Consider the following 23,135-nt stretch of genomic DNA (forward strand, 5'->3'; position numbering starts at 1 on the left):
TAATTCTTTCTAACTTAAATAGCGTCTAGAAATTAAATAATTCATCTAAATCTAGCTCGACTACTGTCCCTAGGGTTTCAAGTTCAGAAAAATCTAGTTCCTTTCGGTTTCCAATCAATGCCATATTGTACTTCAGACCGTTAATTCGGTCTTGGTAGAAGGAGGCTAATTGTTCAAACGTTAAACTTTCAATTTGTTTGTACATCTCTTCTCGAATGTCATAATCGACGCCTAGTTTCTTTAGTCGATGGTGATTACTGAATATCGCACTGCGTCGAATCCTTCCGGAAGCAATCCGCTTAAGCGCCTGGGATTTTGAGCTCTCGAATTGGGACTTATAGTAAGGAAGTTCTTTCATTAACTGATCCATTGAATTGAGAGCTATACTCAATTTATCACTTTGCGTTCCTAAAAAACTAAGCAAATAATCGGGCTCGCCTATGCGATTTGCCGTTTGGTACTGAGCATAAGCAGAATACGCTAAACTTTTACGCTCCCGAATCTCTTGGAAAACAATACTTGAAAGACCACTGCCAAAATATTCATTAAATACATTTGCGATTCCAAAGGTTTTCGGATTCACCACTTCTGACCTTCCTACTTTGGAAAGTTCAACCTGGACCATATCGTAATTAACAAAATATAAAATACCCTCACCTTTCGGAGTATCGTAGGTTTGAGGCTTGGGTATTCCCCTCGTCTCTGGCTCGATAAATGGGGTAATATAACGAACAAAGGCTTCCAAATCATTCCCGTAGAAAAACAGTTCGTACGGAAAGGAAAACAGGGACTTCGTGTTTTGCACAATTTCAACGCAGGAAAGAGCTTCGAGATCTTCTTTTGATATCACATCTCTCAGACGTGAATTTTTGCCGAATTTCGCATAGCTCCTAAGGGCACTACTTATCTTTCCTTTGTCATTCTTAGCCACTTCACGACTTTCCACAATGCTTTGAACAAATTCCAGATACACGTTTTGGTCCGCTTCAAGCTCCTTAATCCAATGGTTTAAAAGACGAATTCCCTCATTTAAGTTCTGTTCCAGGCCTGAAAGAACAATGCTCAATTCATCCGAAGTAATTTGGAAATCAAATGTGATCCCTAGCTTGAAAAATTCTAATTTTAAGGCTTCATTGCTATATTTCGAGGTCCCCAAATACTGAAGGAGATAAATAGCAAGCTCCAGGGTTTTGTCATGATCTTTCCCCATTGGAAAAATATAGAAGAGTTGCGCCCTTTCGTTCAGAGGATTCTTCACATAGCTCAGTGTTTTCCCGTTTGCATTTCGGGTTGTGATTTTTGCTTTGTAATCGATGAACTCAGGTTCAATTTGTGAACTCTCCATGTGAAGAAGTGATTTCGCAAATTCACTCTGAGCTTCTTGGTTCAATTCTACCGGTGTAATGCCTGGATTTTCCACCCGAATGAGGTCAGGATTTGCTCCTTTTTCTTTGAAAATCTCTACGTAATTATCAATGAAAAATTCATTGGCAAATTCCATAATCTCCTGCTTGGTGATGGACTCATAGATAGAAAGTTCCTCAAGTTCTTGCTTCCAAGACTGCCCTCGAATATAGGTTTGATAGAGATTGGTTGCAAGCCCATCGGAGGACTCTAAACCTTTAATTTGTTGAAGTTTAAAATCATTGACAATGGCCCAAAGCATCCAATCCGGAAACTCACCCTTTTTTATTTTTTCTAGCGCCTCGAAAAGCAGTGCTTTCCCCTGCTCAAGACTTTGATTTTCTTTCGGTACTAAAACCAACGAAATCATTCCGTAATGTTTGAACCCCATGGCATAAGCACCTGCATAGAGGGCTTTTTGCTTGTTATTCACATCCAAATCCAGAAGTCCTACTTCCCCACGATTGGTCAGTAAACTTGAAATCATGTCTACAAGATAATACGCTCGAGTACCGTAACTCGGCGTCCTCCATCCTAAATGCAGTCTTGGAGAAGAAGGACTTTGAATCACAGAAGTCTGAATCTCAGTGAGAGGCTGTTCTACAATTTCCTCATCATCAGGGAGCTCCACGGGCGTAAAGGTTCCGAAATATTGATCCACCATTTCAATGGTTTCCTCGAATTGAAGATCGCCTACAAGAACCATGGCATAATTGTTCGGTACATAATACTGATCAAAATAAGCATGAATCGCCTTCATGGAAGGATTCTTCAAATGCACTGCCTTTCCTAAGGTCGTTTGCTGTCCGTTTGGATGGGTAGGGAACAGCAAACTCATCATCGTATCGTTCACCTGGCGAGAGTCTTGATCTTGCGCTCGGTTAAACTCTTCGTATACCGTTTCTAATTCGGTATGAAAGAGACGAAGAACCAATTCTCCAAATCGCTCTCGCTCCACTTTAAGCCATCGCTCTAATTCATTGGAAGGGATTGCATTTTTGTAAACCGTTTCATCAAGCCATGTATGTGCATTGGTTCCGGTTGCCCCTAAAGAGGAGACCAGTTTGTCGTATTCTCCTGCAATCGCATAGCTACTTGCCTTATGAGAAAGTGCATCGATCTGCTTGTAGATTTCCTTTTTATTTTCAGGAGAAGCCTTTTTATGCTCTTCGTATAGTTCTGAAATTTGATTGATTAACAAGGATTCTTTCTCCCAATCTAAAGTACCGATCTTAGAGGTTCCCTTGAAAAGCATATGTTCGAGATAATGGGCAAGCCCCGTATTGTCCTTAGGATCTCGGTTACTTCCTGTACGGACCGCGATATAGGTTTGAATTCTCGGGTGCTCTGAGTTGCTTGCCAAATAAACTTGAAGTCCATTTTTTAGCGTATAAAGTCTCACCTTGTGGGCGTCATTTTCGATCCATTCGTAGGTGTAGCCGTTTGCGTCGGTTGTGTATTTTTCTTCGTATTGTGTCATACTAATCTATCGTCAAAAGGGGCACTTTTTGATGTAGCCCCCTATTTTGTTTGTTTTTTAAATTTAATGGGCCTCTAGCCACGTATTGCCAACGCCTATCTCAACGGTTAAAGGAACCGCCGTTTCCACCGCATTTTCCATTTCGTGGCGCACGAGTTCTGTGGTCAACTCGAGTTCATTCTCAGGAACTTCAAACACTAATTCGTCGTGCACTTGCAAGAGCATTTTGGTTTCTAAATTCTGTTCTTTCAATTTTTGATCGATTCGGATCATTGCCAGCTTTATAATGTCCGCTGCTGACCCTTGAATGGGAGCGTTGACTGCATTTCTTTCCGAATGTGCTCTGACCACAAAATTGGCAGAATTAATATCTTTCAAATGGCGTTTACGTCCCATGAGAGTGGTGACAAATCCTTTTGCTTTCGCATTCTCGACCTGGCTTGCCATCCAAGCTTTTAATTTCGGGTAGGATTCATAATAGGCCTCAATCATCGCTTTCGCTTCTTTTCTCGAAAGTCCTGTTTGCTCCGCCAATGCGAAGGCACCTTGTCCATAAATAATACCAAAGTTCACCGTTTTGGCTTGGCTTCTCTGAGATTTTGATACCTCCTGAATTGGCAAATCAAAAAGCTTCGCAGCGGTCGCCGCGTGAATGTCTTCCCCTTCTTGAAAAGCCTTCAGCATATTGGTCTCATCTGAAATCTCCGCAATCAGTCGAAGCTCAATTTGAGAGTAGTCTGCCGCCAGAATCTTGCATCCGGGTTTCGCCACAAAAGCTCCACGGATCTGCTGCCCTCGAAGGGTTCGAATGGGAATATTTTGAAGGTTTGGATTAAGCGAAGCAAGTCTTCCGGTGGCGGCTGTGGTTTGTGAAAAACGCGTATGAACACGTTGATCCACGGGATCAATTTGCGTTGGAAGTGCATCGACATAGGTCGATTTTAGCTTCTGTAAAGTTCTGTATTCCAAAATGGGTTTAATCACCTCATGTTTCCCTAAAAGTTTCTGCAAAACCTCTTCGGAAGTAGCATATTGTCCGGTCTTGGTTTTCTTTGCTTTCGCATCTAACTCGAGTTTATCAAATAAGATTTCCCCGAGCTGACGAGGAGAATTCAGATTAAACTCCTGATCGACAAGTTCAAAAATCTGACGTTCTAAACCACGCAAATCCGATTCTAGATCTTGACTTTCCTTTTCGAGCCACGCTTGGTCTAATAGGATTCCTTCTAGCTCCATACCTGCTAGAACTTTTAAAAGGGGCATTTCTATAGTTTCAAAGACAGAGTCTAGCCCTTCCGTAACCAATTGAGGTGCAAAAAGTTCATACAATTGAAACGTGACATCTGCATCTTCACTTGCGTACGAAGTTTGAGTTTGTATATCGAGATCGGCAAAAGACAATTGATTCTTCCCTTTTTTCCCAATTAACCGCTCGAGGGGCACAGGTTCGTAGTTTAGGTACATTTCCGACAAATAGTCCATCCCGTGTCTCCCGTCTGGGTTTAACAGGTAATGAGCGATCATGGTGTCAAACAAAGGACCCTCAAATTGAATCCCGTAGCGGGTTAGTATTTTGTAGTCGTATTTTAAATTGTGTGCAATCTTAATGACTTCTTTGCTTTCAAAGAAGGGCTGAAAGAGTGCGAGGGTCGCTCTGGCCTGGGTTAGATCCGAGGAAATAGGAATGTAATAGCCTAATCCTTTTTTATAGCTAAAGCTAAGCCCCACCATTTGAGCATGCAATTCATCGAGTGAAGTCGTTTCCGTATCAAAACTGACCGCCTTTTGCGAGAGCAAATTTTGCACTAAGACACGCTGCATCTTGGGAGAGTCTATGGTTTGGTAGAAATGATCATTCTCTTCTAAAGTCAGTTTACTTGATGTGGCCCTTTCTAGCTGCTCAAAATCAGCAAACAGATCAAGCTGTACCCCATGCGCCGGATTCACAATTGAAGCTTTCTTATTAGGTGTAGATTCCGGTAAAATCGCACTCGTTTCCGTGGTGCTTTGAGGGGCAAAAGTTCGGTATAGAGTTTCGTAGAGTCTTCTGAATTCAATCTCATCAAACACTTCTCTTACTTTCTCAAAATCAGGAGTTTCCAGGTCGTACTTCTCATGGTCAAAATCGATGGGCACATCGCAAATAATCGTGGCAAGCGTCTTGGAAAGTCGCCCACGCTCCGCCGAATTCTCCACCTTTTCTCTTAGTTTTCCTTTCAATTCATGGGTGTGGTCTAAAAGATTTTCAAGGCTCCCGTAGGTTTGCAAAAACTTCATTGCTGTTTTCTCCCCAACGCCTTCTAGCCCAGGTATATTGTCTACGGCATCTCCCATCATGGCAAGAAAGTCTATCACTTGCTTTGGATCTTTAATCCCGTATTTTTCATTTACCTGCTCGACTCCTAAGATCTCAAAATCAGCTCCCCGGGAACCCGGCTTGTAGATTTTTATATTTTCCGTGACCAACTGCGCAAAGTCCTTGTCAGGAGTTACCATGTAAGTGGTATACCCCTGCTTTTCAGCCTTGCATGCAATGGTCCCAATTACATCATCTGCTTCATACCCTTCTATACCTAAAATGGGCACATGCATCGCTTCTAAAATTCGATGAATATACGGAACGGCAATTTTAATTGCCTCGGGCGTCTCACTGCGGTTGGCTTTGTACTCGGCATATTGCTCTGTTCTGACACTCGCCTTTCCCACGTCAAAAACCACTGCCAAGTGCGTTGGATTCTGCTTACGGATAAGCTCGATTAGAGAGTTGGTAAACCCGAAAATTGCAGACGTATCAATGCCTGTACTTGTTACTCTAGGGCTTCGGATGAGCGCGTAGTAGCCACGAAATATCATGGCAAAAGCATCCACTAAAAAAAGACGTTTATCGTGTGGTTGTGACATAGGGACAAAGATAAACAAAACTAGTTCAGCAACCTTTGCTTATAAACCGTCTTTTTGCCTCCATCAAATAAATCATGCAAAATAGAAACTTTAACCCTAAATTTGCCTTATGCAAGATCTATCCCTTCGTTCTGTCACCGTGACACGCTACATTCTTCCCCTTCGCGAAGGCGGAAGTCTGCCGGCTCTTGCCGAAGCCGACGACGATTTCAAATACGTTGTGAAATTTAAAGGCTCAGGACACGGCGTTAAAATGCTAATTTCCGAACTCATTGGAGGTACCCTTGCAAAACTACTTGGCTTAAATATGCCGGAACTTGTTCTGGTTCATCTTGGAGAAGAATTTGGTCAAACCGAAGGAGACGAAGAAATCCAAGATTTACTAAAATTCTCAAAAGGACTTAATCTAGGGCTCCATTATCTTTCGGGTGCCCTTAGTTACGAACCCAGCATGAAGGTAGATTATTTATTAGCTTCGAAAATCGTTTGGTTAGACTGCTTCATTACCAACATTGATCGCACTTACAAAAACACAAATCTTTTGTTATGGCACAAGGAGCTTTGGGTCATTGACAACGGCGCCTCCCTTTATTTTCATCACTCTTGGCAAAACTTTGACCAAGCGGCGAAATCTCCTTTTCCTTACGTGAAAGACCATGTGCTACTTCCGAAAGCCCATCGACTCGATCAGGCAGATGAATTTGCAAAGAGCATTCTAAACGACCAGACCCTATGGGAGGTCGTGAATTTAATTCCTATGGAGTGGCTCAAGTGGGAAGACACCGACCAAAGTCCGCAGGAAATCCGAGCGATTTACCACACGTTTTTGAAAACCAGACTTGATAACTCACACCTATTTCTAGACCATGCCAAAAATGCAAGAAAATAAATTGTACGAGTACGCGGTCATCCGATTGGTACCCCAAGTTGAACGCGAAGAATTTTTTAACGTGGGACTTATTCTATTCTCAAAAAAAGAAAAATACATTGAGTCTCGCATTCATCTTTGTGAAAAGAAATTTAATCTCATGCAAAGCAAACTGGATTTCCAGGAGGTAAAACAAAGTTTAGAAAACTTTCAACGCATTGCGAAGGGGGATCCTTCGTCTGGACCGATTGCTGAGCTCGATCTAACGGAACGTTTCCGCTGGCTCACGGCCCTTCGTAGTAGTTCCATTCAAACTTCAAGACCGCATCCAGGCAAAAGTTCAGATCTGCAGGCGACTTTTGAGCGTCTCTTCGAGGAATTGGTTCAATAGGGCTAAGGTTTCTGGATTCAGTCTCCTGCCAACCCTTGGGAGCCACAATTAAAGTTTAATTAGTTTGGCAAATTTTAAAATTAGGTTTTTCTCTCCCTCGTTTTGAAATTTCACCTTAGCTTTGATATTGCTCGGATCGCTTCCGTCCAAAAAGAGGACCTCCCCCAGCCCAAAACGTTCATGGCGTACTTTGTCTCCAACCTCAATATCTTGATCGCTCGTTCCACTCGGACCGTTTATTCTAGCGCTGGTCACTGGTTTTAAATTCTTTGATAGTTTCGATTCTTCCAATTCCTGCGTTTTTCGAAGGGCTTTTTTAGGCTCCAATTTTCGAAAAGTTCGAGGCTCTCCTACTTGGTCATCGAAGAGTGAACTTTTGAGCCCTGCATGATTCACAAAGCGACTCTCCATTGCAGGATTGATAAATTCCATATAATTCGTATTCACTTCACTTAAAAACCGCGAAGGCTCCGCATCCGTAATCTTTCCCCATTGGAATCTTGATATCGCATACGTCAAAAAGACTCTCTTCTCCGCTCTAGTTAGGGCCACATAGAAAAGCCTTCTTTCTTCCTCAAGCTCTTCTCGCGTCGAAGAACTCATAAAACTAGGAAATAGATTTTCTTCAAGACCTACCAAATGGACAATTGGAAACTCTAGCCCTTTGGATAAGTGGATGGTCATTAGTGACACTTTGTTAGGATCGTCGTCCTTCTCCTTGTCCGCATCGGTGGAGAGCGCAATGGACCCTAGAAAGTTGCTAAGGCTTGGATCACCATCCTCAATTTGTTGTTGCTCGTCTATGAATCCGCGCATGGAATTTAGGAGCTCTTGGACATTCTCTACCCTTGAGATTCCTTCTGGAGTTTGGTCGTCTTTTAGGAATTTGATGAGCCCACTGCGCTTGGCTACTTCCATCGCAACTTGGTAGACATCCTCCGACTTCAATAGGACTTTAAAAGCCTGAATCATACTCCAGAAATCCGCTAGTTTTCTAAGGACCCCATTGTTTAACCCTAAACTGGGAGCATACATAGGCAGGTCCGCTAAGACCGCGGACAGACTTAGGTTTCTTGAATCTGCAAAAACGAGCAGTTTGTTCTGCGTCGTTTCTCCAATACCCCTGGTAGGATAATTTACAATTCGGCTGAAGGCCTCGTTATCGTTTTCATTGACAAGCAGGCGTAGATATGCCAATAGGTCTTTTACTTCTCTTCTTTGATAGAAAGAAAGGCCTCCGTACACTCGGTACGGAATGTTTTTCTTTCTGAGTGCATCTTCAAATGCTCTTGTCTGAGAATTGGTCCTATAAAGAATGGCAAAATCACTAAAGTTCTTTTGCTCTGAATTGTGGAGTTGCCAAATGTTTCCCGCTACGAATCCAGCTTCGTCCGCATCGGAAAGCGCCCGGTACACTTTTATTTTCTCACCAATTTCATTGTCACTGAAAACATTCTTTTTGAACTGTTGGGTATTTTTAGCAATAACATCGTTCGCTGCGTCGACAATGTTTTGAGTAGAACGGTAATTTTGCTCCAGTGCCACAGTCACCGCATCCGGGTAATCTTTCTTAAAATTCAAGATATTATAGATGTTCGCACCTCGAAAGGAATAGATACTTTGCGCATCGTCTCCAACGACGCAAATGTTTTCAAATTTGGAAGCAAGAGCCTTCACAATTAAATACTGAGAATGGTTGGTATCTTGGTACTCGTCTACTAAAATATAGCGGAACCGATCTTGGTATTTAGCAAGAACTTCAGGAAAACGAGTAAGAAGTTCATTTGTTCTTAACAGCAAATCATCAAAATCCATGGCTCCATTCCGGTAGCATGTGTCTACGTATCTTTTGTAAATCGCACCCATGGATTTCATATTGGCCTTTTCATCCGCCTCAATAAGCTCCGGATTGTTAAAATAAGCCTTTACGGTGATTAAATTATTCTTATAATTAGAAATTCGACTCAGAACTTTTTTCGGTTTGTAAAGATCCTGGTCAATAGAGAGTTCTTTCAAAACTTTTTTAAGCACATTCAAAGAATCCTGCGCATCGTAAATGGTAAAATTAGACGGAAATCCTAGCAGCATCGCTTCGCTCCTTAAAATCCTTGCAAAAACAGAGTGAAAAGTTCCCATCCATAACGACTTGGCGTCACTTTGACCCACCACTTTTGCGATCCTCTCCTTCATTTCCTTGGCTGCTTTGTTGGTAAAGGTCAGAGCCAAAATATGGAAAGGACTTACCCCTTGGGTAATGAGATGCGCAATGCGCATTGTAAGCACCCGGGTTTTACCAGAACCCGCTCCGGCAAGCACCATAAGAGGTCCTTTTGTAGTAATAACTGCTTCGTGTTGGGCTTCGTTTAATCCTTTGAGGTAATCCATTATGCTGAGTGAAAAATATTAGAATTTACAAAGTTAAGGAAATATTTTCTCGCTTTTTTGACAAAACAATTTCTGTTTTCCCAGGAATCGAAAACGACTGATAAACGATTCCCCAACAAAATTTTAATCGAGGGGAAAGTCACGTGCAAAACAAGCGGATCTTGCCTTCATAAAAATAAGAACAAAACAGAAAAAAGAGAATTTCAAAACCGAAGATTTTGTAAGAATAATAAAAATGCACTGAAATCCCCTTTGGGAATCGCATATTTTTTTATCTTTATAAACGACCAAAATGTAACATTTGATATAAAAAAACCACCTATATACTACAAAATTCATACTATGAACAAAAAACTTCTTTCTGCTGCGGCCATTGCCCTACTTGGGGCATTTGTAAGCGCACAGCAAATTAAATTTGAAGAATACGATTTAGACAACGGTCTTCACGTGATTCTTCACCAGGACAATACGGCACCCGTCGTAACGACCTCGGTAATGTACCACGTAGGCTCGAAAGATGAGCAAGCGGGGAAAACAGGGTTCGCCCATTTCTTCGAACATTTATTATTTGAGGGAACTCATAACATCGATCGTGGGGAATGGTTTAAAATTGTTTCCGCTCATGGAGGCTCAAACAATGCAAATACAACCACAGACCGTACGTACTATTATGAAACCTTCCCATCCAATAACCTTGAGTTAGGACTTTGGATGGAATCAGACCGTTTGTTACAGCCCATTATCAACCAAGTGGGTGTAGACACGCAAAAAGAAGTAGTACAAGAAGAAAAAAGACAAAGGCTAGACAATCAACCTTACGGCCGTTTTAGTTACGGTGAGGCTTTGTCTCCCCATATTTTTGACAAGCACCCGTACCGTTGGAGCGTCATTGGATCTTTTGAAGATTTGAGCAGTGCGAAATTAGAAGACTTCAAACATTTTAGCAAAACGTTTTACATCCCTAACAATGCCGTTCTTGTCGTGGCTGGAGATTTCAAAACGCCAGAAGCTAAGAAAATGATTCAACAGTATTTCGGAAACATTCCAAAAGGAGCTCCGTTAACCAAAAGCTTTCCGAAAGAAACGCCTATCACCCAAGAGCGTCGCGTAACGGAATACGATAGCAACATTCAGATTCCTTTACTTGCCATCAACTATAGAACGCCAGACAACAAGTCGAAAGATGCCGTTGCATTAGACATGCTATCTACCTACTTGTCAGGAGGAAAAAGTTCTGTTTTGTATAAAAAATATGTAGACCAGAAAAAAGAAGCGTTGCAAATCTTCGCCTTTAACCGTCAAATGGAAGATTATGGAATCTATACCATTGGCGTGCTTCCACAAGGAGCAGTACCTCTAGAGAAATTAGAAGCGGACATCCAGCAAGACATTGAGAAAGTGCAAACGGACCTTATTTCAGAGTCTGACTACCAAAAACTACTTAACACGGTAGAAAATGGTTTTGTGTCTCAGCGTTCTGGCGTAGAAAACATCGCACATCAACTTGCAGACGCTTACATGCTTCAAGGCGATACGAACAAAATTAATACGCAACTGAAAACCTACCAATCGGTCTCAAGAGAAGACATTAGAGAGGTCGCTAAAAAATACCTAGGCAAAAACCAACGTGTCATCGTGAATTACTTACCGGAATCCACGAAAGACAAAAAAACCAACTAATTATTAACAGAGAATTTCTATGAGAACAAAAATAATATCCCTTGCCCTGGCGTTGGTCGCTGTGTCGTTTAGCGCACAAATCGACAGACCGATGCCAAAACCAGGACCCGCTCCTGTGGTAAACCTCGGAAAGTCGAATGAGTTCAAATTAAAGAATGGACTTACGGTCATTGTCGTTGAGAACAATAAACTTCCTCGAATTAGCACCACGCTAAGCATCGACAACAAACCCTTTGCTTTAGGTGCGAAGAAAGGAGTGGACGGTCTTCTAGGGGAAATGCTAGGAACCGGAACCCAAAGTCTTTCTAAAGACGAGTTCAACAATAAAATCGAACAATTAGGTGCACGTGTAAGCTATTGGAGCGAAGGCGCTAGCGCTTCTGCTTTAACCAAATATTTCAATGAAATCTTCGGTTATTTTGCAGACGGAGCTTTGAATCCGAACTTCTCGCAGGCTGAATTTGATGCAGTGAAAGCACGCTACATAGAAGGACTTAAAGCCGATGCGAAAAGTGTGGATGCAGCAGCCTCTCGTATGACTAGTGTTCTAACTTACGGAAAAACCCATCCTTTCGCTGAGTACGATACCGAAGAGAAAATCTCCGCAATCACCTTACAAGATGTAAAAGACTATTATAACAAATACTACAAACCAAACAACGCATACCTTGTATTTGTAGGAGACATTAATGAAAAAGATGCAAAAACTTTAGCAGAGAAACAGTTTTCTTCCTGGAAAGCGGGCAATCTTGCAATCCCAGCACTTCCTAGTGTCTCTTCTGTAACGAAAACGGAAGTAGATGTTGTGAACATGCCGAATGCCGTTCAATCGGTTATTTCAGTGGCCTACCCTGTGCAACTTACAAAGAAAGACCCAGACTATTATGCGGTTCAAGTGGCCTCTACCATCTTAGGGGGTGACTTCAATTCCAAACTGAACATGAATCTTCGCGAAGCTCACGGTTGGACGTACGGAGCAAGAGGTGGCGTTTCTGACTCGAGATATATCGGTCGTTTTATGACAAGTACAACGGTTCGAAATAACGTAACGGATTCGGCAGTGGTCGAAACGATCAAAGAAATCAAGGGCATGACTTTGAACAAAGTTGATCAAACAGAACTTGAAAATGTAAAGGCTAAATTCTTAGGCAACTTCGTGTTATCCCTTGAGCGTCCGCAAACCGTGGCAAGCCAAGCGTTAACCACAAAAACGAATGACTTAGACAAGAATTTCTATGCATCGTACATTCAAAACATTAACAAAGTGAGCGTGGATGACGTTCTTCGAGTAGCCAAGAAATACTTCAAACCTGAGCAGGCAAGAATTATAGTGACTGGAAAAGCAGAAGAAATCACTCCAAGTTTACGTAAGTTAGGATATCCAATTAATTTCTATGATTCTTACGGAAATACAATTGCAGATCCTGCGGCTGCTAAAAAGCAGGTCAACGTAACGACGGATGAAATCAAGGCAAAATACCTAGAATTTGTAGGCGGTGCCACAGCAGTTAGCAAAATAAAAACCATGGTTCAAGAAGGCAAAATGAGCATGATGAACATGGAAGGAGAATTCACGGGCAAATACGAGTTTCCAGACAAATCCCTTACTTTGATCAAAATCATGGGAATCGAAATCAAAAATGTCTTTGATGGAAATGCAGGATACGTTTCTCAAATGGGACAAAAAATTGATTTCACTCCAGAGCAAGTCAAAGGATTAAAAGGATACAATACCGTTTTCCCAGTACTTTCTCCTGCTTTTGCAAAAAGCAAAGTGGATGGACAAGTTAGCGAAGCGGGGGTAGATTTCTACAAAGTATCCAATACCGATGCAAAAAAAATCGAGTATTTCAATGTGAAAACCGGTGAACTTGCTAAAACGGAGCAGACTATTTCCACACCTCAGGGCGATATTCTTTCCACTACACTATACAAAGATTACAAGGCGTTCGACGGGATTAAAATTCCAACGACTCTTGAAACGCAGGCAGGTCCACAATCTTTTACAGTGGTTGTGACCAAAGTGGAAATGAATAAAAATGTAACCCCAGCGGATTTCAAATAAATCTCTAGGTATTCAGTCCCTAATAGGTCTAACCTTAATTCCCTGACCTAGGGAGAATACACAAGGTAAAGAACGAAAGCGAGCCGTCTCAAAATAAATTTTGAGACGGCTTTTTTCATCTGGCTGGCTCCAGGGTTTAAAAAGACCCCGCGATCCAAAGTTTTACGACTTATAGTTTTGGGAAATAGAACTAAATGAGTATATTTGCAACCTAATTTTTAAGACAACAGATGGGTACAATTTTTACATTATTCATGATCCTAATCATCATCGCATCGGTTTTACTGATCATCATTGTGATGGCACAAAACCCAAAAGGTGGAGGATTATCAGGAACATTCGGGGGTTCAGGAGCCGCTCAATTTGGGGTTCAAAGAACAAACGACTTCATGGAAAAAGCAACATGGACACTTGGGATTGTCATTGTAGCTTTAATTGTACTAAGTGTAGTTCTGACTGCTAAACCTAGCCCTAAGGCCGTTCGTCAAGCCGTTCCTACACAAAGCACAGCGCCTGCAACCTCGGCGCCTGCACAAAGTACACCGGCAGCGACCCTACCTGCAACGAAATAAAGAGAGCTTACGTTAACCTCGAGCACGATCGGGGAAAACATTACAATAAAAAAATCGACCTTAATTTGAAATTAAGGTCGATTTTGCATTTGCAACTTCCCTTAATCCGACTCCCTGTAGGGTACACGGTTTTGAATGGAACGACCCAAAGAAATTTCATCTGCATATTCAAGCTCATCCCCTACCGAAATCCCTCTTGCAATGGAGGAAAATGCAACGGGATGCGACTTTAATTTTTTATATAGATAGTACGCAGTCGTATCTCCTTCCATCGTCGCACTCAAAGCGAAAATAAGTTCTCTTATGGTTCCGCTATTGAGTTTGGACTCTAAAGCCCCTATATTTAGTTGCGAGGGCCCGACCCCTTCCATCGGGGAAATCTTGCCTCCTAAAACTAAATATTTGCCCTTAAACTTGCCCGTGTTCTCAATGGCCATTACATCTCTTACGTCTTCCACCACGCATATTTGGGAAGAATCCCTACTCTCGCTTCGACACAAATCACATACCTCTTGGTCAGAAAAATTGTGGCATTCTTTGCAATACTTTATTTCAGTCACTAATTTTGCAATGGCCTCAGATAGCGCTAACGCTTGAGAATCATGCTGTTTTAGAAGATGAAGTGCAAGGCGAAGGGCAGACTTTTTCCCAATTCCAGGAAGCCCCGAAATCTCTTCTACTGCTTTTGATAAAACTTTACTCGGATACTCCATCGCGCAAAGATAAAATATTTGACTGAGCCTAAAGAAATTCCATATAGGAAACTAATGGATTTCCTCTTATCTTTGAATATCAAATAAAATCTATGCGGAGACTAAAAACCTATTTCGTTTTTTCCTTGATCCTAAGTGCTTTTCTTCTCTTTTCTTGCCAAAAGAAGGAGACCTCATCGAAAGCCGAAATGAAAACTAGTCCAACCCTTGCAAACTCATCCGTACAAAAAGCACTAGAAAAGGGCGAAAAACTCACTTTCAAATCTTTTGCGTTCCCCCAACAAGTGGAGGGCTGTTCTTGCTATTTCGGGGCCACTCGCAAAGAGTTCATTAATCAAAACTACATTTATGTAGACGATTTTGAAAAGAGCGTTTTCTTGCAACTTGGCGACAACGGGATTCAAATTAAGTATGGAGACAAAAATGAGGTCACGGGAAACGACAGTCTTATACTTGAATCCAAAGGAAAAGATTTCAATCTCCTACTGAAGGCTAAAAAAATTGATCAAGGAGAAGTAGAGACGGCTCTTTATCAAGGCAAAATGACACTTACGACAGAGGAAGGGATTATCATCGAATCTATGATTTACGGCGAATGTGGATGTTAAAATTTCCTTAACAAGCGTGAACTTAAGGCTGAGAAAATTTCAGTTGCGCAATTTAATCCTTAAATTTGAGCAAAATCAACTTTTATGAATTTAACCACAATAGAACCTAAGGTCATTTGGAAAAATTTTGAAAAGCTAAATAGCATTCCAAGACCTTCCAAAAAAGAAGAAAAAGTCATTGCCTTCATTCAAGAATTTGGTACGAGCCTAGGGCTTGATACAAAAGTAGATTCTGTAGGCAATGTGATTATACGAAAACCGGCCACCCCAGGCATGGAATCTCGAAAAACCATTGTGATGCAATCCCACTTAGATATGGTTTGTCAAAAAAATAACGACGTCAATTTCGACTTTGATACCATGGGTATTCAAATGGAAATTGACCAAGATTGGGTAAAAGCAAAGGGAACTACTCTAGGTGCAGACAATGGACTTGGAGTCGCAGCCATTATGTCCATCTTAGAATCTACCGAAATTCCGCATCCTGCTTTGGAAGCTTTATTCACAATTGATGAAGAAACTGGCATGACAGGTGCAATGGGTCTTCAACCGGGAGAATTAACTGGAGAAATCCTTCTCAATTTAGATACTGAAGAAGACGATGAAATTGACATCGGATGCGCTGGTGGCGTAGACGTAAGTGCGAGAGCCAACTACAGTCTTCAGGCCGCAAGCGGTATGGGTGTAAAAATCGAAATCAAAGGACTTAATGGGGGACATTCCGGCATGGACATCCACAAAGGATTAGGGAATGCGAATGTACTTCTTGCCCGTTTTCTCCATTTAGGATTAAAAGATCAAAACCTCGAACTTGTCTCCATCGACGGAGGAGGCCTTCGCAATGCGATTCCAAGAGAAGCCTCTGCGGTTGTAAGCGTACGCCACGCAGTAGAATTTATTGAAGCGTGTACCGTTCTAAAAGCAGAAATCCTGGATGAGTTCGCAAGCGTTGAAAAAGACCTAGTGATCCAAGTTGAAAACTTTTCAAGTGAAAAGAAATCAATTTCTGCGCAGGATTCTAAAAAAATAGTCCTAGCGCTAAGTTCTGCTCACAACGGAGTGTACCGTATGAGCCCGGATGTAGAAGATTTAGTAGAATCCTCTAACAACATAGCAAGAGTGGAACTTAAAGACGGAGACCTAAAAATCTTATGCCTATCTCGCTCTTCAGTAGAATCGAGTAAGACCAGTGTAGCCAATCAACTTGAAGCGGTCTTTACCTTAGCCGGAATGGAAGTGGAACTAAGCGGCGCTTATCCAGGTTGGAAGCCAAAACCTGGCTCTGAAATCGTGAAAATCATGGAAAAGATCTACGAAGAGAAATTCAAATCAAAACCGCAAGTAGTTGCCTGTCACGCAGGCCTAGAGTGCGGAATCATTGGAGCGAATTACCCCGAGATGGAAATGGTTAGTTTTGGACCTACCATCCGAGGAGCTCACTCGCCGGACGAGAAAGCAAGTATTTCTTCTACTCAAAAATTCTGGGATTTCTTAAAAGAAATTCTCAAAAACATTCCTGAGAAATAAAAAAGGAATAGCGCCTTTTGCGGCAAGCCTTTTAAGGGGAATACCGTGAATGCAAAAAAGAACCTATTTTAAACAAAGAGCCGTCCCCATAGAAATGGAGACGGCTCTTTGTTTGTTCTTGCTATTGGTTTACGGATAAGGTGCGAGAGCGACCTCTAATCCATCAAGTTCTGGCGTTAAAAAGATCTGGCAGCCTAAACGAGAGTTTTCTTTCACGTGGTAAGCCTCACCAAGCATGGCATCCTCTTCGTCTCCCATGTCTTCTAGTGAATCCTGACCTCCTAGTACATAGACTTGACAGGATGCGCACATAGCCATTCCGCCGCATACGCCAATGGTCCCTTCCTCCGCTAGCTCATAAGAGCGAATCGCTTCCATCAAATTCATGGACATATCGGTGGGTACCACCATTTCATGGCGCACACCTTCGCGGTCAATAAGATTTACGGTGATGTCTGACATTCTACAACTTGTTTAGATTAATCAATTTTCTTAACCACGGCTTTTTCCGCTTCCTTACGGCTTCCGTCAAACCCATCTACTCCACTTACCGTCGTGTACTTTAAAACGAATTTTTTTCCTGGGTTCATACGGTTATAAACACTTTGACACATAAGGGTAGCTTCGTGGAATCCACATAAGATCAGTTTCAACTTTCCTGGGTAGGTATTGATATCCCCTATGGCATATACGCCTTCAATATTGGTTTGGTAATCTAGAGAATTGTTTACTTTGATTGCATTCTTTTCAATCTCAAGTCCCCAATTGTTTAAATCCCCTAATTTCGGTGTTAGTCCGAAAAGTGGAATAAAGAAATCGGTTTCAATTTCAAGAGATTCCCCATTGGTTTCCACCGTAATGCTTTCTAAATGACTGCCACCTTTCAGTGACTTCACTTCAGCCGGTGTAATTAGGTTAATTCGACCTTGATCTTTAAGAATTTGAACTTTCTCTACTGAATCGAGTGCTCCTCTAAATTCATTTCTTCTATGAATTAACGTGACACTGCTTGCAATGTCAGCCAAAAAGATACTCCAATCTAAGGCAGAATCTCCACCTCCAGCGATCACTACTTTTTTTCCTCTAAAATGCTCTGGGTCCTTTACAAAGTATTCTATTCCGTTCTCTTCAAATTGGGCTAGGTTTTCTAAATGCTCAGGTTTACGAGGCTCAAAGGTACCTAAGCCTCCTGCAATAGCAACCGCTCTTGCGCGATGCACAGTTCCTTTGTTTGTCACCACTTCAAAGTAATCGTCATCAACTTTTTCAAGGCTTACGGCGGTTTCTCCTAAAGTAAAGCCCGGTTGAAACTGCTTGATCTGTTCCATCAAATTATCCACAAGCTCACCTGCATTAATGCTTGGAAATCCAGGGATGTCAAAAATGGGCTTCTTAGGATAAAGTTCAGAAAGCTGACCTCCAGGCTGAGGAAGCGCATCAATAATGTGGCATTTTATTTTAAGTAATCCTGCTTCGAACACGGCAAAAAGACCGGTAGGTCCAGCGCCGATTATAAGTAAGTCGGTCGTGATCATTGCTCTTTAAAATTTGGTTATTTAAACTTTGCGAAAGTACAAAAAAAATACGAAATTAGCCTCGCAAACGGCTAAGTACGAATTGACCTATTAGCTGATTTATATCACAATAGAAGCATTTTTAACAATGGCAAAGTATTTGCAAAACACATGCTATGAAGAAAATTTTCAGCCTATTCTTTCTCTCTTTCCTAGTCTTTGGGTATGGGCAGTTAGAAAACATTAAATCAGGCGAAATATTGCACTATAGAATTCATTACGGCGTTTTGAATGCGGGTACAGCGACCTTGTCTGCGCAAAAAACCACGTACGGGGGCTTGCCCCATCTCTATGTAAAAGGTATAGGACAGTCGACAGGTGCTGTAAGAGCCCTATTTAGAGTGAATGATTTGTACGAAAGTTATATCAATTTTAACACAGGACTTCCAAGCTTTTACATCCGGAATGTAAAAGAAGGGGGGTATTCGCAGCATCTAGAAGCAAAATTCAACCAGCGCAATCACAGCCTTGTACTCACGGACAAGAAAACGCCTTCTAATCCTCCAAGGAGAATTCAAACTGTAAAAGGAATACAAGACATGCTATCGGCCTTTTACCATTTGAGAGGACTGGATAGTCTAGAACTCAAACCTGGACGAACGATAAAAATGAACGTTTGGATTGACGACAATCTTTTTCCATTCCAACTTCGTGTTGACAAATACGAAACCATAAAAACAAAATTCGGATCCATTAGTGCCATTCGAATCACCCCTATGGTGTTGAGCGGACGCGTATTCAAGGCGAGAGAAGGTGTGACTATGTGGATTTCAAATGATCGCAACCATGTACCGCTTTTAGTCCAAGCGGAGCTAACGGTCGGCTCTCTGAAAGCAAGCATTGAAAATTATTCTAACGTGAAATATCCGTTGAAATTCAAGTAAAAAAAACGATCCTATTTTCGTTTTTTTTCAATTAATTCCCTTTTCGATGTAACAAAGTAAAGTCTTCTAGTGTCCTATAGTAAGATGGACCTTACGATGAAAGTATACTTTACACTTAGCTGTTTTTTATTTGCAATTGGCTTGGCCCAGGCGCAGCAAACCCCCACGGTTCAACCTCCAAAGGAGATTGTGACTGTACGTACCTCAAGCCCCATCCGAATTGATGGAGTCATGGACGAAGACGCATGGGCAAATGCGCCCATCGCAAATCAATTTATCGAAAGATCCCCAAACAAGGGCCAAAAAGAACTCCCAGAGCATGCCACGACGGTCAAAGTCCTATATGACGATACCGGAATCTATTTTGGAGTACAAATACTTCATCCTAATCCCGACGAAATAGCTCGCGAGCTAATGGAAAGGGATCAAATTGGAAATGATGATTTTTTCGCAATTACGTTGAATGGAAATAACGATAACCAGCAAAGTTTGCTATTTTTGGTACAAGCCTCAGGCGTCCAAGCCGATGCAAAGATCTTAATTAACGCAAACGATGACTACAGCTGGAATGCCATTTGGTACAGCGCCGTAAAACGCGACGACAAAGGCTGGAAAACGGAAATAAAAATTCCGTATTCTGAATTACGATTCCCAAAAGAACAAATTCAAAAATGGGGAATCAATTTCATCACCAACTTGCAAAAAAAGCAAATTCAATATACATGGAATTTTGTCGACAATGCGAAGGGTTCGTTTTTATTGTATGACGGGCTTCTAACAGGTATGGAAAACTTAAGTCCCCCTACGAGACTTTCCTTCACTCCCTATCTATCAAGCTATTTTACGAATTACAAGCAAAATAGCGATTTGAATGTGAATGGGGGTATGGATTTAAAATACGGTCTCAATGAAGCCTTCACATTAGATATGACCCTTATTCCCGACTTTGGCCAAGCTTCCTTTGACGAGGCTGTATTAAATTTAGGTCCGTTTGAACAACAATACGAGGAGAACCGCTCTTTCTTTATGGAAGGAACCGAACTCTTTGGAAAAGGGAACCTATTCTATTCCCGCAGAGTGGGAGGAAGTCCTACGGGGAGCCTAAATCTTCAACCCGGCGAAGAAGCGGGGGCCACAGCATCCAAAGTCAATTTATTTAATGCGATTAAGCTCTCGGGAAGGACTAAAAAAGGACTAGGCATCGGTGTTTTCAATGCAGTCACGGAAAAACTCACTACGAAAGTATCGAATGCTAGCACGGGGGAATCAAGAGAAGTTGTATTAGAACCTTGGAGTAATTACAACGTACTGGTTCTCGACCAACGATTTGGTGGAAACTCCTCTGTTACCCTAGTCAATACGAATGTAACACGAGATGGACATTTTCGGGATGCTAACGTAAGCGCCTTGCTTGCGGACATTTCGAACAAGGAAAACACTTACAATGTCTTTGGAAGTCTAAAACAAAGCATCGTGAATACAAACGGGTACCTTTACGGTACCGAGGCTTCCCTTGGAGCGGGTAAAACCGCTGGAGCACACCGCTATACTCTAGATGCGAAACTTAGAACCAAAAATTACTCTATCGACGATTTAGGGTATACAGGAGGTAATAATTTCGTGAATTATCACGGATATTATTCCTATCGATATTTAAATCCTAGAGGGAATCTAAACAATCTAAATTACCAGCTAAATGTAAACTACTCGAATCGATTAGAACCTTATCAATATAGAAGCTTTGACATTCATCAAACCTTAAGTGTAACTAATAAAAAATTTCAGAACATGGGGCTTGGTCTCCTTGTGACTCCCTTCGGTGAGAAGGATATGTATGAGCCGCGGATGTTTGGTAGACACTTGAATGTACCCATGATGGTGAATCCGTGGATTTTCTACAATTCTGATCAACGTAAAAAACTTAGCTATGGAGGTTATACCGAAATCTACACATACGACCAGCCAGGTAGGACCAGATATGTCACGGAACTTGATTTTCGATACCGTGTATCGGATCGCTTCTCGATAGAATATGGATTTAACACAGACATTCATCTTCGTGATATAGGTTTCGTCGAGATCAACAAAGGAGATATTATAATGGGGAGACGTGATGTGCATACCTTTGAAAACTCAATTGAATCACAATACATTTTTAACGAAAAAATGTCCTTAAATCTTTCATTTCGTCATTACCTGTCTACTGTTAATTACCTCGATTTCCATAGTTTAGCTCTGGATGGGAACTTAAATCCCACCTCTTATTTAACCAGTCAAGATGGATCTTATAATTTCTGGAATCTTGATTTGAGGTACAGCTGGTGGTTTGCGCCTGGCAGCCAGCTCACACTGCTATATCGTAACGCAGCAGACAGCTATCAAGCACAAGCAATTAACAATTTGAAACACAATTTGCAAAATGTATTTGATCAACCTATGCTCAATACCCTTTCCTTAAAAGTGACTTACTACCTCGATTACAATGCAGCAAAACGTATGTTGAAAGGCAGAAAAATAGATTCCTTTAAATAGCGTCAGCAAGGAAGAAGGTTTAGTCATTACATAATACCAGCTGAAAATTAACAGCACGAGGCAAGACTACAATATGGATGTTGACCAGATTATCAATTAGGGCGTTTCTATTCGAAAAGAAATTATATTTTCAATAAAAAAAATCGAACAAATAAGTATGATACGGGCATCCCTCGATAATGATACTATCCTTGCTCTTACTACTTATTTGATACCTCAAAAAACCAAAATGCCAAGCTAAATGTCTGGTGTTTATGATCTATTGTTTAAAAAATCTATATTTTTATTATAAGCTCTAATTCATCAGGTACACCCATTTTTTTACGTTGGTTCATAAATTCCGATAATGTAAATGGCCCCATTAGTGATTCTTGTTGTACATCGATAATCCAAAATTGTATCACATCTATATTTGCGATCTTTATTCCTGTAGCTTCTGTGTGAATACAGGGATCTGAAGGCTGTTGATAAACTAAAATAAAATCATTATTAAATGTATAAGATATAACACTACAAGGAATAAATTGTTTATTCTTGCCATATATAAAACTTTGATCTTTGCTTTCACTTATAAATTGGTAACCTCCCGGAAGTTTTTCAGCATAATCACTCGTCCCTCCTCCACACGATGCAAAAAGCATTGTAGATAATATTAACATTATAATTTTCATATTCTACAATATTAAATCTAAAATTACCATTTAATTTCTCCCGGTTTTAGTAATCCTGGGTTATCAGGTGTAAAAACTTCTCTATTAGGGCTTATCCTTCCTTTTCCATAGAAATGAATTCGATAACCAGTTCCATTACCTGATTTCCAATCACCTACTTTAGTTTCTATATTCCTGATTACATTTACCGCACTGTTCCAAGGTCTTATATCAAAATCATAGTCATCAAAATATCCTTTTACTTCATTATTTCCTAGATTTGTCAGTCCTATTGTTCCATAAACAAGACCATCTTTTCTATTTCCTCTGAATAATAAATTAAAGTACGTTATATCGTTGTTTTCAAATTGGTTTGGAGTAATAGAACCTAAATTTAACCGTCCTAAATCAGCAAAAAGTGGTTCTCCATTGCCATTTCTGTACCAATCATTAGCTTCATTTAAAGTTACGCTTCCATCATAATCTGGTCTGTCTTTTAGCCCGTTGAAATGTGAAAGCAAACTCGATTGAGTTTCGAAACTGCTTAAACCTTTCGCACCTAAACTATGACTAAGAGCATCTTCGTGGGACATACCTTGTGTAAAGTTTTCCTTATTCATTACGATAGCTTTACCTTGCAATCCTTTATGATCTGTACCTAAAAAGTTTCCGTACGTATCATAAATAGGATTGTCTAACATCCCTGTTGGATCTATTCTGTTGATAGGATTGTTGCTTACATAATGGTATGGTGTCTTGTTTGGTTGATTTTCCGTCAGCGGATCCACAACACTCCATCTTCCTAGATCCGGCATGTAAAAACGTGCGCCGTAGTCATACATTCCTGTTACCTGTAGTTCCTTACCGTTGTACTTATAATTATAATCGGACGAAGCAATAT

The 23,135-nt window shown here is 41.0% G+C and carries 17 protein-coding genes; 9 read left to right on the forward strand and 8 right to left on the reverse strand.

The window, feature by feature from the left end; all coding sequences use genetic code 11:
* Positions 1-25: 25 nt before the first annotated feature.
* A complete protein-coding gene (locus ACX3PZ_RS10470) occupies positions 26-2,884 on the reverse strand; it encodes a M16 family metallopeptidase (RefSeq protein ID WP_459084384.1) in 2,859 nt (952 codons plus the stop codon).
* A gap of 63 nt (positions 2,885-2,947) precedes the next feature.
* A complete protein-coding gene (polA, locus tag ACX3PZ_RS10475) occupies positions 2,948-5,785 on the reverse strand; it encodes a DNA polymerase I (protein ID WP_459084385.1) in 2,838 nt (945 codons plus the stop codon).
* Between the two features lie 109 nt (positions 5,786-5,894).
* Between polA and ACX3PZ_RS10480 the strand changes: the two genes are divergently transcribed.
* On the forward strand, positions 5,895-6,674 hold the full coding sequence (locus tag ACX3PZ_RS10480; RefSeq protein ID WP_459084386.1) for a HipA family kinase: 780 nt from the start codon (positions 5,895-5,897) through the stop codon (positions 6,672-6,674).
* On the forward strand, positions 6,661-7,044 hold the full coding sequence (locus ACX3PZ_RS10485) for a DUF3037 domain-containing protein (protein ID WP_459084387.1): 384 nt from the start codon (positions 6,661-6,663) through the stop codon (positions 7,042-7,044). Before ACX3PZ_RS10480 ends, ACX3PZ_RS10485 begins: the two co-directional genes overlap by 14 nt.
* Positions 7,045-7,092: 48 nt before the next feature.
* Here ACX3PZ_RS10485 and ACX3PZ_RS10490 read toward each other — a convergent pair whose 3' ends face one another.
* Entirely contained in the window at positions 7,093-9,429 is a 2,337-nt protein-coding gene (locus ACX3PZ_RS10490; protein WP_459084388.1) for an ATP-dependent helicase, read from the reverse strand.
* A gap of 342 nt (positions 9,430-9,771) precedes the next feature.
* Between ACX3PZ_RS10490 and ACX3PZ_RS10495 the strand changes: the two genes are divergently transcribed.
* The 3 genes from ACX3PZ_RS10495 (at position 9,772) to secG (ending at position 13,746) form a co-directional block, all read left to right on the forward strand.
* On the forward strand, positions 9,772-11,109 hold the full coding sequence (locus ACX3PZ_RS10495; RefSeq protein ID WP_459112736.1) for a M16 family metallopeptidase: 1,338 nt from the start codon (positions 9,772-9,774) through the stop codon (positions 11,107-11,109).
* A 19-nt stretch (positions 11,110-11,128) separates the two neighbouring features.
* Positions 11,129-13,174: a M16 family metallopeptidase gene (locus tag ACX3PZ_RS10500; RefSeq protein ID WP_459084391.1), complete on the forward strand. Its 2,046-nt coding sequence runs from the start codon at positions 11,129-11,131 to the stop codon at positions 13,172-13,174.
* Between the two features lie 230 nt (positions 13,175-13,404).
* Positions 13,405-13,746 (forward strand): preprotein translocase subunit SecG, encoded by a 342-nt coding sequence (gene secG / locus ACX3PZ_RS10505; protein ID WP_459112737.1) that lies wholly within the window; start codon positions 13,405-13,407, stop codon positions 13,744-13,746.
* Between the two features lie 101 nt (positions 13,747-13,847).
* Here secG and recR read toward each other — a convergent pair whose 3' ends face one another.
* Complete coding sequence (recR, locus tag ACX3PZ_RS10510; RefSeq protein ID WP_459084394.1) at positions 13,848-14,459, reverse strand: recombination mediator RecR; 612 nt, start codon at positions 14,457-14,459, stop codon at positions 13,848-13,850.
* Between the two features lie 188 nt (positions 14,460-14,647).
* On the opposite strand from recR, the gene ACX3PZ_RS10515 reads away from it, so the two are divergent.
* A complete protein-coding gene (locus ACX3PZ_RS10515) occupies positions 14,648-15,067 on the forward strand; it encodes a hypothetical protein (RefSeq protein ID WP_459112738.1) in 420 nt (139 codons plus the stop codon).
* 84 nt (positions 15,068-15,151) lie between these two features.
* Complete coding sequence (locus tag ACX3PZ_RS10520) at positions 15,152-16,594, forward strand: aminoacyl-histidine dipeptidase (protein ID WP_459084396.1); 1,443 nt, start codon at positions 15,152-15,154, stop codon at positions 16,592-16,594.
* 129 nt (positions 16,595-16,723) lie between these two features.
* On the opposite strand, the gene ACX3PZ_RS10525 is transcribed toward ACX3PZ_RS10520, so the two are convergent.
* Together ACX3PZ_RS10525 and ACX3PZ_RS10530 are read right to left on the reverse strand one after the other, a co-directional pair.
* Positions 16,724-17,056 (reverse strand): 2Fe-2S iron-sulfur cluster-binding protein, encoded by a 333-nt coding sequence (locus tag ACX3PZ_RS10525; protein ID WP_459084397.1) that lies wholly within the window; start codon positions 17,054-17,056, stop codon positions 16,724-16,726.
* Between the two features lie 17 nt (positions 17,057-17,073).
* The gene (locus ACX3PZ_RS10530; protein ID WP_459084398.1) at positions 17,074-18,129 is read right to left on the reverse strand and encodes an NAD(P)/FAD-dependent oxidoreductase; all 1,056 of its coding nucleotides are present in this window, start codon (positions 18,127-18,129) and stop codon (positions 17,074-17,076) included.
* A 155-nt stretch (positions 18,130-18,284) separates the two neighbouring features.
* Between ACX3PZ_RS10530 and ACX3PZ_RS10535 the strand changes: the two genes are divergently transcribed.
* The gene (locus ACX3PZ_RS10535) at positions 18,285-19,052 is read left to right on the forward strand and encodes a DUF3108 domain-containing protein (RefSeq protein ID WP_459084399.1); all 768 of its coding nucleotides are present in this window, start codon (positions 18,285-18,287) and stop codon (positions 19,050-19,052) included.
* A 69-nt stretch (positions 19,053-19,121) separates the two neighbouring features.
* Positions 19,122-21,584 (forward strand): DUF5916 domain-containing protein, encoded by a 2,463-nt coding sequence (locus tag ACX3PZ_RS10540; protein WP_459084400.1) that lies wholly within the window; start codon positions 19,122-19,124, stop codon positions 21,582-21,584.
* Between the two features lie 275 nt (positions 21,585-21,859).
* Here the strand turns inward: ACX3PZ_RS10540 and ACX3PZ_RS10545 are convergent, their stop codons facing one another.
* Together ACX3PZ_RS10545 and ACX3PZ_RS10550 are read right to left on the reverse strand one after the other, a co-directional pair.
* Positions 21,860-22,255: a DUF3997 domain-containing protein gene (locus ACX3PZ_RS10545; RefSeq protein ID WP_459084401.1), complete on the reverse strand. Its 396-nt coding sequence runs from the start codon at positions 22,253-22,255 to the stop codon at positions 21,860-21,862.
* 23 nt (positions 22,256-22,278) lie between these two features.
* On the reverse strand, positions 22,279-23,135 hold an 857-nt coding region (locus ACX3PZ_RS10550), incomplete at its 5' end, for an RHS repeat-associated core domain-containing protein (protein WP_459112739.1).

Source organism: Chryseobacterium sp. A321 (assembly GCF_054489265.1).

Excerpts from the sequence above, each read along its gene's own strand:
- ACX3PZ_RS10470 (WP_459084384.1), bottom strand. The coding sequence starts at position 2,884 with ATGACACAATACGAAGAAAAATACACAACCGACGCAAACGGCTACACC.
- polA (WP_459084385.1), bottom strand. The coding sequence starts at position 5,785 with ATGTCACAACCACACGATAAACGTCTTTTTTTAGTGGATGCTTTTGCC.
- ACX3PZ_RS10480 (WP_459084386.1), top strand. The coding sequence starts at position 5,895 with ATGCAAGATCTATCCCTTCGTTCTGTCACCGTGACACGCTACATTCTT.
- ACX3PZ_RS10485 (WP_459084387.1), top strand. The coding sequence starts at position 6,661 with ATGCAAGAAAATAAATTGTACGAGTACGCGGTCATCCGATTGGTACCC.
- ACX3PZ_RS10490 (WP_459084388.1), bottom strand. The coding sequence starts at position 9,429 with ATGGATTACCTCAAAGGATTAAACGAAGCCCAACACGAAGCAGTTATT.
- ACX3PZ_RS10495 (WP_459112736.1), top strand. The coding sequence starts at position 9,772 with ATGAACAAAAAACTTCTTTCTGCTGCGGCCATTGCCCTACTTGGGGCA.
- ACX3PZ_RS10500 (WP_459084391.1), top strand. The coding sequence starts at position 11,129 with ATGAGAACAAAAATAATATCCCTTGCCCTGGCGTTGGTCGCTGTGTCG.
- secG (WP_459112737.1), top strand. The coding sequence starts at position 13,405 with ATGGGTACAATTTTTACATTATTCATGATCCTAATCATCATCGCATCG.
- recR (WP_459084394.1), bottom strand. The coding sequence starts at position 14,459 with ATGGAGTATCCGAGTAAAGTTTTATCAAAAGCAGTAGAAGAGATTTCG.
- ACX3PZ_RS10515 (WP_459112738.1), top strand. The coding sequence starts at position 14,648 with ATGAAAACTAGTCCAACCCTTGCAAACTCATCCGTACAAAAAGCACTA.
- ACX3PZ_RS10520 (WP_459084396.1), top strand. The coding sequence starts at position 15,152 with ATGAATTTAACCACAATAGAACCTAAGGTCATTTGGAAAAATTTTGAA.
- ACX3PZ_RS10525 (WP_459084397.1), bottom strand. The coding sequence starts at position 17,056 with ATGTCAGACATCACCGTAAATCTTATTGACCGCGAAGGTGTGCGCCAT.
- ACX3PZ_RS10530 (WP_459084398.1), bottom strand. The coding sequence starts at position 18,129 with ATGATCACGACCGACTTACTTATAATCGGCGCTGGACCTACCGGTCTT.
- ACX3PZ_RS10535 (WP_459084399.1), top strand. The coding sequence starts at position 18,285 with ATGAAGAAAATTTTCAGCCTATTCTTTCTCTCTTTCCTAGTCTTTGGG.
- ACX3PZ_RS10545 (WP_459084401.1), bottom strand. The coding sequence starts at position 22,255 with ATGAAAATTATAATGTTAATATTATCTACAATGCTTTTTGCATCGTGT.